This is a genomic window from Janthinobacterium sp. PSPC1-1 (assembly GCF_049897625.1).
Lineage (GTDB): Bacteria > Pseudomonadota > Gammaproteobacteria > Burkholderiales > Burkholderiaceae_D > Janthinobacterium > Janthinobacterium tructae.
In genome coordinates, this window is sequence record NZ_JAFCWP010000001.1 from 97,770 (window position 1) to 111,582 (window position 13,813).

11 protein-coding genes are annotated in these 13,813 nt (G+C 65.3%); 2 read left to right on the forward strand and 9 right to left on the reverse strand.

Translation table 11 applies throughout. From position 1 onward, the window contains the following. Positions 1-4: 4 nt before the first annotated feature. The 3 genes from ACP7EG_RS00455 to ACP7EG_RS00465 are packed head-to-tail and all read right to left on the reverse strand — an operon-like array spanning position 5 to position 2,155. Positions 5-472, reverse strand: a complete 468-nt coding sequence (locus tag ACP7EG_RS00455) for a MarR family winged helix-turn-helix transcriptional regulator (RefSeq protein ID WP_426085983.1) — start codon at positions 470-472, stop codon at positions 5-7. Positions 473-529: 57 nt separating this feature from the next. Then, positions 530-877 carry a GIY-YIG nuclease family protein gene (locus ACP7EG_RS00460; protein WP_071075822.1) on the reverse strand — a complete coding sequence of 116 codons (348 nt, stop codon included), beginning with the start codon at positions 875-877 and terminating at the stop codon, positions 530-532. 12 nt (positions 878-889) lie between these two features. Beyond that, entirely contained in the window at positions 890-2,155 is a 1,266-nt protein-coding gene (locus ACP7EG_RS00465; protein ID WP_426085985.1) for an MFS transporter, read from the reverse strand. Between the two features lie 132 nt (positions 2,156-2,287). Here ACP7EG_RS00465 and ACP7EG_RS00470 point away from each other — a divergent pair, with 132 nt between their 5' ends. Both ACP7EG_RS00470 and rmuC read left to right on the forward strand, forming a co-directional pair. Beyond that, positions 2,288-2,683 carry a group II truncated hemoglobin gene (locus tag ACP7EG_RS00470; protein ID WP_034754244.1) on the forward strand — a complete coding sequence of 132 codons (396 nt, stop codon included), beginning with the start codon at positions 2,288-2,290 and terminating at the stop codon, positions 2,681-2,683. A 5-nt stretch (positions 2,684-2,688) separates the two neighbouring features. Next, positions 2,689-4,074 (forward strand): DNA recombination protein RmuC, encoded by a 1,386-nt coding sequence (gene rmuC / locus ACP7EG_RS00475; protein WP_426085986.1) that lies wholly within the window; start codon positions 2,689-2,691, stop codon positions 4,072-4,074. Positions 4,075-4,086: 12 nt separating this feature from the next. Here rmuC and ACP7EG_RS00480 read toward each other — a convergent pair whose 3' ends face one another. From ACP7EG_RS00480 to ACP7EG_RS00505, 6 genes are all read right to left on the reverse strand, one after another. Continuing rightward, entirely contained in the window at positions 4,087-4,998 is a 912-nt protein-coding gene (locus tag ACP7EG_RS00480) for an MHFG family PEP-CTERM protein (protein WP_426085987.1), read from the reverse strand. A 292-nt stretch (positions 4,999-5,290) separates the two neighbouring features. Beyond that, positions 5,291-6,085 carry a hypothetical protein gene (locus tag ACP7EG_RS00485; protein ID WP_426085988.1) on the reverse strand — a complete coding sequence of 265 codons (795 nt, stop codon included), beginning with the start codon at positions 6,083-6,085 and terminating at the stop codon, positions 5,291-5,293. Next, positions 6,085-7,944 (reverse strand): gephyrin-like molybdotransferase Glp, encoded by a 1,860-nt coding sequence (gene glp, locus ACP7EG_RS00490; protein WP_426085989.1) that lies wholly within the window; start codon positions 7,942-7,944, stop codon positions 6,085-6,087. Before glp ends, ACP7EG_RS00485 begins: the two co-directional genes overlap by 1 nt. Positions 7,945-8,006: 62 nt before the next feature. Next, positions 8,007-9,128 (reverse strand): GTP 3',8-cyclase MoaA, encoded by a 1,122-nt coding sequence (gene moaA / locus ACP7EG_RS00495; RefSeq protein WP_426085990.1) that lies wholly within the window; start codon positions 9,126-9,128, stop codon positions 8,007-8,009. Positions 9,129-9,166: 38 nt separating this feature from the next. After that, positions 9,167-10,504 (reverse strand): chromate efflux transporter, encoded by a 1,338-nt coding sequence (chrA, locus tag ACP7EG_RS00500; RefSeq protein ID WP_426085991.1) that lies wholly within the window; start codon positions 10,502-10,504, stop codon positions 9,167-9,169. 92 nt (positions 10,505-10,596) lie between these two features. Then, positions 10,597-13,710 carry an Rne/Rng family ribonuclease gene (locus tag ACP7EG_RS00505; protein ID WP_426085992.1) on the reverse strand — a complete coding sequence of 1,038 codons (3,114 nt, stop codon included), beginning with the start codon at positions 13,708-13,710 and terminating at the stop codon, positions 10,597-10,599. Between the last annotated feature and the right edge of the window lie 103 nt (positions 13,711-13,813).

Here is a 13,813-nt window from a genome sequence, read left to right on the forward strand (position 1 = left end):
GGCGTCAGCCGTTGCTGGGCTGGCTGCCGGCGATGCCGGCCAGCAGCAGGGACAGCGGTGCCAGCTGCTCCGCGCTGGCGCTGCCCAGCAATTCCTGGCCCAGCGCCTGCGCCGTCGCATCGGCATGGATCAGCAGGGCTTGCCCCGCCTCGGTGATGACGGCATAGCCGACGCGGGCATCGCGCGCATCGGCCTGGCGTGCCACTAGGCCGATTTTCTCCAGCGGTATCAGCGAGCGCGTGATGCCGGACGCCGTCAGCGCCAGGCGCTCGGCCAGGTCGATGCGGCGCAGGCGGCCACCGGGCGCACGCTGCAAGTGGTACAGCAATTGATAATCGCCAAAGCTCAAGCCATGCAGATTGCCCAGAATGCTGTCAAAACGGCGCACCAGCAGCGCCTGGGCACGCGCCAGGCGCAGGCAAAAGTCCAGCGCGCTGGCGCCGTCCGGCGGCGGGGAAGTGTGATCGGTCATGGTTTCCTTGGTGTTGGCTGCGCAGTGCTTGAGTACGCAAGTGTAAAGCAATACTGCTCAATACAGTGGCTGCCCCTGTTCCAGCCACTGTGCGCGGTGCAGGGCCAGCAGGGCATCGAGTTCGGCCTGCGCATCGAAGGCGGGATCGACGGATTGATCGACGGTGTCGATGATGTCGAAGCGGAAGGCCGCCGCGCCATCGCGCCGCCAATCCGCCTGCAAGCGGGCGTTGCGGTGCGTGCCCAGCGCGAGTTCGAAGCGGTGGCGGTTCAGCGCACCAGGGGCGTTGCGGCTGCGTTCGAGCAGGGTGCATCCGCTGGGCAGGTGGCGCAGCGCGATGATGCCCAGCGCTGGCGCTTGCTGCCGGTAAGCCGCTTTCAGGGCAGCTTGCTGTGTTTTATCCATGCTGCAATTTCCTCACGGTTGGGTGACGTAATCGGTTGCCGCGATGCGCGCAATGTCAGTGAACAGGGCGGCGGCGATGGCGGCGGCCAGCAGCAGGGCGCCGCCGGCGCAGAACAGTTCGCTCACGCTCAGGTGGCGCAGCAGCGCGCCCGTGGCCGCCGCCGACAGGGGCGCCAGGCCCAGGAAGATGCCCATGAACACGGCCATCGCCCGGCCCAGCATGGCGGGCACCACACGCCGCTGTATCCACGTAAAGATGGCCACCTGCACATAGCCGCCCAGCAGGCCGGTGACGGCCAGCAAGGCTGCGCCTTGCCAGGCTGTTTCGATTTGCCCCAGCGTCATCAACAGGATGGCGACAATGGCGTCAACGGCCAGCAGGGTGGCGCCGAAACGCAGGCGCAGCCAGGCGCCGCCCAGGCTGGACGCCAGCATGCCGGCCAGGGTGCCGGCGCCGTGCGCGCCCATCAGCAGTCCCAGCGCCGCAGCACCGTGCAGGCGTTCGCTGGCCAGCACGGGCAAGGCCACTTGCAGCGGACCCATGACGAAGAAGGCCACCACCGCCCAGTACGCATAGCAGCTGCGCAAGGGAAGGTCGCGCCACACCATGGCCAGGCCAGCGGCCATGTCGCGCCACATGCCCTGCGCCGCCACCACGGCCAGTGGCCGCAGCTTGACTTGCCGCAAGGTCCAGGCAGAAAACACAAATGTCAGCGCATCGATGACAAAGGCGGCGGCCAGCGCCGCCATGGGGGTTTTCTGCGCGCCCTCATGGGCGCCCAGCACCAGCGCCGCCAGCAGGGGGCCGGCCAGCAGCGACAACTGGCGCGTGCCCATCTGCAAGCCATTGGCTTTTTGCAACAATTGCGTCGGCACGGCTTGCGGCAGGATGGCCGTGCCGGCCGGAATGCCAAAGGCGGAAGCGATGCCCAGTGCCAGCGCGGCCGCATACGCGAGTGCCAGGCTGGCCTGCTCCAGCATCAGCAGCCCCGCCAGTGCCAGCAGGATGGCAGCGTTCGCATACTTGCTCAGCAGCATCACGCGCCGGGGCGAGTAACGGTCGGCGACGGTGCCGCCCAGCAAGATGAGTACGGCGCGCGGTGCGCCCATCAGGGCCACGGCGATGCCCAGGCTGAGGCTATCGTTCGTCAGGCTCAGCACCAGCCACGGCAGGGCCAGCATGCTGAACTGGTCGCCCAGCATGGAAACGAGGCCGCCGCCCAGCAGCCAGCGGAAGTTGGTATTGCGTAGCAAGTGGGGTTGGGTAGTGGCTGACATGCTGTTCTTGTCCTTGGTTTAAAATTGCATAGTAGTTGATATAAGCTTGATTGGTCAAGTATATTGCCATTTATTGTGGCAGAGAGAGCTAGTGGCGCATGGAGCGCCGATGCTTGCGCTATCATGGCGGCCATGACTGATACCACTGCCCCCACCCTGTACGAGACCATCGGCGGCGCCCCCGTGCTGCGTGAAATGGTCGACCGTTTTTATGATCTGATGGAACTTGAGCCCGAGTTCGCCGGCATCCGCGTCATGCATCCGCCATCGACGGACGGTTCGCGCGACAAGCTGTATTTCTTCCTGACGGGCTGGATGGGCGGGCCGGATTTGTATATCGAGAAATTCGGCCACCCGCGCTTGCGCGCGCGTCACTTGCCTTACGCCATCGGCACCAGCGAGCGCGACCAGTGGCTGCGCGCCATGGCCTGGGCCATGGAAGACACGGGCATCGAAGAATCCCTGCGCGTGCGCCTGATGGAATCGTTCTATCAGACGGCCGACTGGATGCGCAACAAACCTGACTGACACCCATGAGCCCAATCGAGTTTTACAGCCTGCTGGGCGCCGCCGCCGTCGCCATCGTCCTGTTGATCTTGCTGCTGCTGCGCCCGCGTGGCGCGGCCGGCGATGGCGCCACCACCCTGGCGCTGGTGCAGCAGCACCAGCAGCAAAGCCTGGAGCGCATCGACCGGGTCGAGCGCGAAGTGCGGCTGCAGTTGCAGGCGTCGGCGCAAGCCACCCGGCAAGACCTGGCGGCCGGCCTGGCGCAATTCCAGGCGGCAACCTTGCAACAGCTCGACAGCCTGCGCACGCAGATGCAGGCGCAGGGGAAAGTCGGGCGCGAGGAGCAGGCGCAAAGCCTGGCGCGCTTTGCCGAGAGCACCAACCAGACCCTGGCCCAGCTGACGGAATCGAATGCGCAGCGCATGCTGGAAGTGCGCGCCACCTTGGAAAACAAGATCCGCGACTTGCAGGCCGATAACGGCGCGCGCCTGGAAGAGATGCGCAAGACGGTCGATGAAAAACTGCATGCCACGCTGGAAACGCGTTTGAGTGCGTCGTTCCAGCAAGTGTCGGAGCGGCTGGAAAAAGTCCACCAGGGCCTCGGTGAAATGCAGCAGCTGGCGCTGGGCGTGGGCGATCTGAAGCGGGTGCTTACTAATGTGAAGACGCGCGGCACCTGGGGCGAAGTGCAGCTGGAAATGCTGCTGGAGCAGGTACTCACTGTCGACCAGTACGCGAAGAACGTGGAAACGCTGCCGGGCAGCGGCGCGCGCGTGGAATTCGCCCTGAAGTTGCCAGGCATGGTCGACGGCGGTCCGCCCGTGTGGATGCCCATCGATGCAAAGTTTCCCAAGGAACAGTACGAGCGTCTGGTGGACGCGGCCGAGCGGGCCGATGCGGACGGCGTGGCCGTCGCCGGCCGCGAGCTGGAACGGGCCGTGCGGGGCGAGGCGAAAACCATCGCCGAGAAATACCTGGCGCCGCCGCTGACCACCGACTTTGCCATCCTGTTCCTGCCCACGGAAGGGCTATATGCGGAAGTGCTGCGCCGGCCGGGACTGGCCGACGAATTGCAGCGCGTACACAGGGTCAGCATTGCCGGACCGTCCACCCTGACGGCCTTGCTCAACAGCCTGCAGATGGGTTTCCGCACGCTGGCGCTGGAAAAGCGCTCGTCGGAAGTATGGCAGGTGCTGGGTGCCGTCAAGACGGAGTTCGGCAAGTTCGGCGACGTGCTGTCGCAAACCCGGCTGACGCTGGAAAAGGCGGCGAAGAATATCGAAAGCGCGGAAGTGCGCAGCCGGCAGATGGCGCGCAAATTGAAATCCGTGGAAGCCTTGCCGGGCGAGGCGGCCGCCTTGCTGCTGGGCGCGGCGGACGCGGGGCTGTCCGCCGAGGCGGACGGCGAATAGCGCCCTCGGCGTTCAGGCCGCCGCTGGCCGGCGGCGCAGCGTGGCGCCGGCCAGCAGTGCCAATCCCGCCAGCAGCATGGCCCATGTTTGCGGCTCGGGCACGGCCGGCAAGACTGTCGGGCCGGTGGGTGGCAGGGTCGGCAGGATCACGGTGGGCGGCACGATGATGCTGCTGCCCTGGTCCGGCCGCAGGCTTCCACCACCACCTCCGCCGCCCATGCCGCCCATGCCGGCTGGCGGCGTGATACCGCCGACGGTACGCACATAATCGAAGGGCAGGAAGGGAGCGCTCGCCACGGCCGGCGGCGCGCCGGCGCCCGTGAAGGAACCGCCGTGCAAGGCGTCGGGATTATCGATCACGGGCACGCCTGCTGCTTCCGGGGCGGCGGGCCCGGCGGCAACGGGCGCGGCGCCACCGGGAGCGGCTCCGGTGGCTGGCGTCGCTGACGCTGGCACCCGCATGATGCGGCTGACATTGCGGCACACGGTGGGCACGAGGATGCAAACGCCCTGCACGCAGTACACGAGTCCCCTTTCCTGCATCTGCTCGCTCCAGCCTGAGCGCGTGACATTGCGGCAGACGCGGCCCGGCCCGAAATGCATGTCGCTGATGCGCGCATTGTAATGGCCCTTGCCGCGGATGGCGTCGCGGCTGATCACGACGATTTCATCGTACTGGCGCGCACGCATGCGCGCCTTCAATTCTTCGCGCACCTGCGGCGCGATGTCCGGGTACCTGTCCACTGCGGCCACCACATCTCCCATGAACGGGTCGGCGCCCGGGCGGTTCCAGCTGCAATGCTCCAGCACGTCGGCCCGAGGGGACCCTTTGGCATAGGCGGGCAGCGGCGCCAGGGACAACATGCCAAGCAGGCAAGCCACTCCCAGCATGCCGGCGCCCGCGATCCATGAATGGTGTCTCATTATTAGTTTCCTCGTGAAAACAATATCAAAATTGAATTTTTGTGCAAGTTCGAATGTTATCACCGAAGAAACTGTAGTATCAACAAATAAATAAAATAATTACAATTAGTGTTGTGTTTATTAATATGTTCCTTAAAGAAATAATTAATATTTTAATCTCGATAGTCGAACCACAGCAGTGCAGGGAAATTGATTGTGAAGGGGCAATGCGAGCGGCCCGCGCTGGGCGGGCCGGTTGAGAGGGCAGTGGGGTGTTGAAGGATGCGCCGCCGGCAGGCGGTGGTGAAACGATCTAGATGCGGCCCGGGCAGGCTTGCGTATCGAAGGCGGGATAGCCGATGGCGGGCAGCTTGTGCAGCCACTTGCGCATCAAGGTGCGCGCGCCTTGCATATCGTACTGTTCGTACTGTTGTCCCTGCTGCAAATCTGCGGCGAGCGTGGCAAGTTCTGCACAGATGGATTGCTTGCCGGCCTGCGCCGCCAGCAGCGACGCCAGCAGTTCCGGCAGTACGTCCGCCGCTGGCGCCGCCTGGCGCGTGGCGCGAAAGTGCTGCCAGTAGCGCTCGGCGGCATCGGCATCAAAGCTGGGGATGAAACCGAAGGTGGCGTCATCGTGGTGCAAGCGGTACACGGTGGGAAAGTAATGCGGACCCGTCAGCTCGCCAGGGAAGCGGTCGCGCCGCAGGACGTCGACGGCCAGCGATCCGTTACGCTCCACGCGCACGGCACTCGGTGAATCGAACTGGTCCACGCTCACCATGCTGGGCGAGTTGCCTTGCATGAAGATGATCTTTTGCGTGTAATGGCGCCCGCCCAAGTGGCCGCACAGGGCCACATAGCTGTCGTTGAGGACGGTGATGGCCGCAATGGCGCCGCAGCCCGGCTGCAAGGGCGTGTTTTCCTGCCACGCGAGACCTTGATCGGCGGCGCGCACGATGCTGATGCGGCCCACGGTGGCGCCATGCAAGTCGCCCGGCGCCGTTTCGATGCGCTCGTCGAAGCGCACCGTGTAACCATTGCTGTGGACATCGCCAGCGTACGCCACCATGCCCTGCAGCAGGGCCAGTGCCAGAAGTAGATGTTTCATCAGGTCAATCCATGGAACAGCACGATATCGACCAGGTCGCCCGTGGCCACGTTGCCCTGCGCTTCATGCAGCACGATCATGCAATTGGCTTGTGTCATCGAGCGCAGGATGCCGGAGCCTTGCGCCCCCGTCACGCGCACGTGCTGGCGGCCGTCCGCGCCCCGTTCGACGATGCCGCGCTGGTATTCCGTGCGGCCCCGTTTCTTGCGGATGGGTGCTTGTGCCGCCACTTGCAGCAGCGGCAGGGTGGCCGTGTCCGCATCGGCGCCCATCAGGCGCAGCAGGGTGGGGCGGGCGAGGAAATAAAACGCCGCCATCACGGCCACGGGGTTGCCGGGCAGGCCCAGCAGCAAGGCCGTGCCGCCTTCGCTGGCAATCCGGCCAAAGGCCATGGGGCGGCCCGGACGCATGTTGATTTGCCAGAAGGCTACCTCACCCAGGCGCGCCAGGATCTCGCGCGTAAAATCGGCCGCGCCGCTGGACACGCCGCCCGAGGTGATGATGACGTCGGCCTTGGCGCAGGCGCCGCGCAGGGCCGCTTCCAGCGCTTGCGGCTCATCCTTGACGATACCCATGTCGAGCACTTCGCAGCCCAAACGGCTCAGCATGCCCAGCAGGGTGTAGCGGTTGCTGTCATAGATGCAGCCGGCGTCGAGTTGCTCGCCGATCGAGCGCAATTCGTCGCCGGTGGAAAAGAAGGCCACGCGCAGGCGCCGGCGCACAGGCACGGTGGCGATGCCCAAGGAGGCCAGCAGCCCCAGTTCGGCCGGTCCCAGGCGCTTGCCCTGCAGCAAGGCCGGCTGGCCCTGCATCAAGTCTTCGCCCTTGAAACGGCGGTTGTCGCCGGGGCGGATGCAATCGGGCGCCAGCGTGATGCTGCTTGCGCTGGCCTGCTGCACCAGTTCCTGCGGCACCACGCTGTCGCAGCCGTCGGGCATGACGGCGCCCGTCATGATGCGCGCGCATTGCCCGCGCTCAACGTTGACGGTGCCGGGGCGGCCGGCCAGGATGGTGTCGACCACGGCCAGGGTCAGTGGCACACTGCCGCCCAGGTCGGCGCCAAGGTCAGCCCCATGCAGCGCATAGCCATCCATGGCGGAATTGTCGTGCGCGGGCACGCTGATGGGCGAGATGATGTCGGCCGCCAGGATGCGCTCGAACGCTTGCGGCAGCGGCAGTTGTTCCACGTCGGCGACGGGTGCGACGCTGTCGGCCAGGATGGCTTGCGCCATCGGCACGGACAGGCCCTGCGCCTGCAGGGCGGCCAGCTCGTCCGGGGTATTCATGTTGCCGAACGCGCCGCCATCCTCGAATACTACCTCGGCCAGCTTCAGGGGGCCATGCCAGGTGCGCATGCGGCGTTCTCCATTGCGCAGATACGCATCGAGCTGGGGCAGGGCGGAAGTCTTGACGAGGCAGAAAACGGGATGCGGGCGGCGCAACGTCGATCCCGTGGCCGGGTCGATCTCTTCGGTGACGGCGATGGCCAGGTCGGCATCGTTGTCGATTAAACCGGCGGCCAGGCGCGCTGCCAGGTCGGGCGGCAGCAGGGGCGAATCGCACGGCACCGTCAGCAGGTAGGGCGTGCTGGCGTGCTGCATGCCGCTGTGCATGCCGGCCAGCGGGCCCAGCTGGCCCGGCAGCACGTCGGGCCAGACGGGCAGGCCGAAGCGCGCATAATCTCCGGCATCGGCGTGGACACTGATGGCCAACTGGCCTGCTTGTGGCGCCAGGCGCTGCAGCACGTGGCGCGCCAGTGGCTGGCCATGCAGGGGCAGCATGCCCTTGTCGCGCTGGCCCATGCGCGTGCCGAGGCCGCCGGCCAGGATCAGGCCGGTAATGTCGTGTGTGTTGATCATGTCAGGTAGGAAAATGGGGGCATGCGCCATGGTAGCAGCGGCGGGCGCGCGCCGCGCCTGATTCAGCCGCCGATGTACGACATTTCCACTTTCTTTTTACCGTGCTCAAGCGTGGTGGCCGTCAAATCCGTCTGGCTGGTGCGCAATTGCGAATAGCGGTCGGCGCGGCCGCGCCACAACTGCGCCACGGCCGAGGAAATTTCCGCGTCGCTGCGGCCGCCGCGCAGCAGGCTGCGCAAGTCGTGGCCGCTGCTGGCGAACAGGCAGGTGTACAGCTTGCCCTCGGTCGAGAGGCGGGCGCGGCTGCAATCGGCGCAGAACGCTTGCGTGACGCTGGAAATGAGGCCGATTTCGCCGCTGCCATCGGCGTAGCGCCAGCGCGCCGCCGTCTCGCCCGCGTAGTTGGGGTTGATGGGCAGCAAGGGCATGTGTGCACCGATGCGGCGCACCACCTCGGCGGACGGGATGACTTCCTGCAAGTTCCAGCCGTTCGAGGCGCCCACGTCCATGTATTCGATGAAGCGCAAGATGTAGGGCGTGCCCTTGAAGTGGCGCGCCATGGGCACGATTTCCTGCTCGTTCATGCCGGCCTTGACGACCATATTGATCTTGATGGGGCCGAGTCCTGCCTGGTGCGCCGCATCGATGCCGTGCAGTACGTCGGCCACGGCGAAATCGACATCGTTCATGCGCTTGAAGGTGGTGTCGTCGAGCGAGTCGAGCGACACGGTAACGCGGTTCAGGCCCGCATCCTTCAATGCTTGCGCTTTTCTGGCCAGCAAGGAACCGTTGGTCGTCAGGGTCAGGTCCAGCGGCTGCCCCGAGGGCGTGCGCAGCTCGGCCAGCATGGCGATGAGCTTTTCGATATTCTTGCGCAGCAGCGGTTCGCCGCCCGTCAGGCGGATTTTTTCCACGCCGTGCGCGACGAACAGGCGCGCCACGCGCGTGATTTCCTCGAACGACAGCAAATCCGTGTGCGGCAGGTACACGTGGTTCTTGTCGAACACGTCTTTCGGCATGCAATACACGCAACGGAAATTGCAGCGGTCGGTAATCGAGATGCGCAGGTCGTGGAGGGGCCGGCCCAGGCTGTCGGCCACGTTGCCGCTGGGGCTTTCCAGCCGCGCGGGGATCGCCGGTGCTCCATTGCGGGCCTCGGCGAGGTAGATAATCTTGTCAGCCATGAAAGGTGATACCACTTACGTTAAATCGGTCAAGGCAGCTACGATAGCACGAGGCCGAAGATGGCACAGGCGAGCAGCAATTTGATGGTGCCCATTTGAAACTTGATCAGCGCCACGCCGGCCGCCAGCGCGATGAGCATCGCCAGCCAGTCCCAGTGGGGCAGCGGGTTTTCTTGCCAGAAGACATGGCGGCCAAAGAACAGTGCCAGGCTGGCGATGACGCCCACCACGGCCGCCGAAATGGCCGTCAGGGGTGCGCTCAGGAGCAAATTGCCGCGCGACGCTTCCACCAGCGGCGCGCCGGCCAGGATGAAGATGAACGAGGGCAGGAAAGTAAACCAGCTGGCGACGAGGGCGCCGCACACGCCCGCCAGCCACAGGTGTTCACCGGCGATGCCTGCGGCATGGCTCCAGCCGCCCACAAAACCGATGAAGGCGACGATCATGATCAGAGGGCCGGGCGTCGTTTCGCCCAGCGCCAGGCCATCCATCATCTGCGCGCTCGTGATCCAGTGGTAGTGGTCGACGGCGCCCTGCACCAGGTAGGGCAGCACGGCATACGCGCCGCCGAACGTGAGCAGGGCGGCCTTGCTGAAAAACACGCCCATCTGCGCCAGCGGTTGCTCGCGTCCGCCCAGTAGTGCCAGGCCTAGCCAGGTGAGGAATGCCAGCGCCAGGCCCACGGCGGCCGTGCCCAGCAGGCGCGGCCATTTGAGCTGCGCGTGCTCCGGCGTGGGCGTGTCGTCATCGATCAGGGCGGCACCGTAGCGGGCCGCGCCGCCATGTTGCGTGCCGCCGATATGAAAATGGCTCGGCAGCCAGCGCCCGCCCGCCATGCCCAGCAGGGCGGCGGCGAGCACGATCAGCGGAAATGGCAGCTGTAGCGCGGCGATGGCGACAAATGCTGCCGCCGCGATGGTGATCAGGCCGGGGCTGCGCAAGGTGCGCCGGCCCAGGCGCCAGGCAGCCGCCAGCACGATGGCGACGACGGCCGGCTTGATGCCGTACAGGATGCCGGCGATGGCGGCCACGTGGCCATACGCCATGTAGAGCCAGGACAGGACGATCAGCAGCAGCAGCGAGGGTAGCAGGAACAGCAGGCCCGCCACCAGGGCGCCGCGCGTGCGGTGCATCAGCCAGCCGATGTAGATGGCCAGCTGGGTCGCTTCCGGCCCCGGCAGCAGCATGCAGTAATTCAGGGCGTGCAAGAAACGCTGCTCGGAAATCCAGCGCCGCTTTTCCACCAGTTCCGCATGCATCATGGCGATTTGCCCGGCCGGGCCGCCAAAGCTGACGCAGCCCAGCTTGAGCCAGTACCAGAAGGCGCTGCGCAGGCTGACGGGGGCGGGGCGGGGAAGGTTGGCGTTCTTGTGCATGGCTGGCGGCTGGCTGGCAAAGGTGTGGACGTAAAAAAGGGGAAGCCTGAGCTCCCCCTTTCATCATTGGCGGCTGGGCGAACCCGGCGCGCTTATGGACGTTGCGTGTTGACCTGGATCAACGGCTCATCCGATTGCGGCGGCAATGGCTTGCGTTCGCGCGGCTTGCGCACGGGAGCGACTGCCTTGGCGGCCGCTTCCTGCGCCAGGCGCAGTTTTTCCGGATCGGTGGCAGCCAGGGTCAGGCCGGCCGAACCGAGCACTGCGCTCAAGTCCAGCGGCGCAGGTGCCGGCGCTGCAGCGACGACAGGTGATGGCGCAGGAGCAGGAGCAGGAGCAGGAGCAGGAGCAGGCGCAACTTCGGCAACCACCGGTGCGGCTTCCACCACGGCAGGCGCCGTTTCAGCCACTGGCGCTGGTGCTTCCTCGATCACGGCGATGGCTTCGACCAAAGGCGCAGCTTCCACCACTGGCACGGCTTCGACGATGATTTCCGCTGGCACCGGTGCCGCTTCCACTTTCTCGGCAAAGCTGTACTCGGCAACTGGTGCTGGCTCGGCAGCGGCTGGTTCAGCTTGCGCTGCAACCGCTTCGACAGGGGCTGGTGGCACGATCACTTCAGCAACTGGTGCGGCTTCTGCGGCAGGAGCGGCTTCTTCGACCTTGGCCACTTCCAGCACTTCGACCACTTCGACCACTTCCACGACGGCAGCTTCCACTGGCGCAGCGACGGCGACGACAGCGGCGGCAGCCACGACGGCGACCGGGGTAGCATCAGCGGCGGCTTCCGGCGCCGGAGCGACCGTAAAGCTGATCACTGGCGCGTCCTGGCCTTCGTTCTCGCCGTTTGCCGATTCGATCAGCTCGCCCGTTTCGCGGTCGCGGCGGTTGCGGTTGCGGCCACCACGACGACGGCGGCGGCGCGGTTCTTCGCCTTCCACGTCGTTTTCCGTCTCTTCGCCTTCAGGACCGGCATTGACCGGCGCTTTCAGCAAGCTCATTGGTGCTGCATCAGCGTCCGGACCGCTTGACGGTACGACCACATTGACGGCGCTGGCGGTAGCACCAACCAGGGCCAGTTCATCCGCTTTCACTTCAGCAACAACAGCCTTGTCGATGCGTGGCTCGCGGCCTTCGCGTGGCTGGCGTGGCGGACGTTCGGCGCGTTCTGGACGCTCTGCGCGCTCAGGGCGTTCCGCGCGCTCAGGACGCTCGCCCCGTTCGCGTGGTGCCGCCGTTGCCTCGCCCGCTTCACGCGGTTCGCGTGGCGGACGCGGTGGGCGTGGCGGACGGGCCGCCTTTTCCAGTGCTTCCGCTTCTTTCGCTGCATCGTCCTGGGCTGGGCGACCCTGGCCCGGTTCGCGTTCTTCGCGGCCAGGCTTGCCGTTGCGGCCACGGCCACGCGGGCCACGGCTGTTGCGGTCGCCGCGGTCGGCGCCGGTCGGCTTGGCTGGTGCGACAGGGGCGGGCGCTGGCGCCACCGGGGCCGGGGCGCCGGTGAAGAAGCTGATGATCTTGGCGATCAAGCCTTGTGGTGCGGCAGGTGCGGCCACCGGGACTGGTTTCGCTTCGACAGGCTTGCGCTCGACCAGCGGTGCTGGCTGGTCAGGCGTGATCGTCTTGACGACGGCTTCCTGGCGCGGCTTGGCTTCTTCCTTCTGGCGCTTGCTGTAAGCCATGTCGGTTTCAGCGCTTTCGGCCAGGTTGTAGCTGGCCTGGCTGTCTTCCAGACGCGGATCGTCGTGCTTGATGCGTTCCAGCTTGTAGTGCGGCGTTTCCAGATGCTTGTTCGGGATCAGGATCACGGCGATGCGGTGGCGGTTCTCGATTTTCAGTACTTCGCCGCGCTTTTCGTTCAGCAGGAAGGCGCCCACGTCCACGGGCACTTGCACGTGGATGGTGGCCGAGTTTTCCTTCATCGCTTCTTCCTGGATGATGCGCAGCACCTGCAGGGCGGACGATTCCGTGTCGCGGATGTGGCCGGTGCCGGAGCAGCGCGGGCACGTCACGTGCGAGCCTTCGGACAACGAAGGGCGCAGGCGCTGGCGTGACAGTTCCATCAGGCCGAAGCGGGAAATCTTGCCCATTTGTACACGGGCACGGTCATGGTGCAGCGCGTCTTTCAGGCGCTGTTCCACTTCGCGCTGGTTTTTTGCCACTTCCATGTCGATGAAGTCGATGACGATCAAGCCACCCAAGTCGCGCAGGCGCAGCTGGCGGGCCACTTCTTCGGCCGCTTCGCAGTTGGTGTTGAAGGCGGTTGTCTCGATGTCCGAACCGCGCGTGGCGCGGGCCGAGTTGACGTCGACGGAAACCAGCGCTTCGGTGTGGTCGATGACGATGGCGCCGCCCGATGGCAGCGGCACGGTGCGGCTGTACGCCGTTTCAATTTGATGTTCGATCTGGAAGCGCGAGAACAGCGGCACGTCGTCGCTGTAGCGTTTTACGCGGTGCACCATGTCGGGCATCACGTGGCTCATGAACTGGTGCGCCTGGTCGTAGATCTCGTCGGTATCGATCAGGATCTCGCCGATGTCGGGCTGGAAGTAGTCGCGGATGGCGCGGATGACGAGCGACGATTCCTGGTAGATCAGGAAAGCGCCGTTGGCCGACTTGCCGGCGCCTTCGATGGCGCGCCACAGTTGCATCAGGTAATTCAAGTCCCACTGCAGTTCATCGACGTTGCGGCCGATGCCGGCGGTGCGGGCAATGACGGACATGCCAGCTGGCAAGTCCAGTTTATCCATGGTTTCGCGCAATTCCTGACGCTCTTCACCTTCCACGCGGCGCGATACGCCACCGCCACGCGGGTTGTTCGGCATCAAGACCAGGTAACGGCCGGCCAGCGAAACGAACGAGGTCAGGGCAGCGCCCTTGTTGCCGCGCTCTTCCTTTTCCACTTGCACCATGATTTCCTGGCCTTCGCGCAGCGCTTCCTTGACGGAAGCGTTACGCACATCGACGCCTTCGCGGAAATACGTGCGGGCAACTTCCTTGAAAGGCAGGAAGCCGTGGCGGTCTTCGCCATAGCTGACGAAGCACGCTTCGAGCGATGGCTCGATGCGCGTGATGACGCCCTTGTAGATGTTGGATTTGCGCTGTTCGCGCCCGGCTGTCTCGATATCGATGTCGATCAGTTTTTGTCCGTCGACAATCGCTACGCGCAGTTCTTCTTGCTGCGTGGCATTAAACAACATGCGTTTCATTTTTATAACTCCGCGACCCGTAGGCCATCTCAAAGCCGCTTCCGGGGAAGCGACGAAAGTACAGGGATATATGCGAGAACGGGAGTGTTGGCGGGGGAAATGC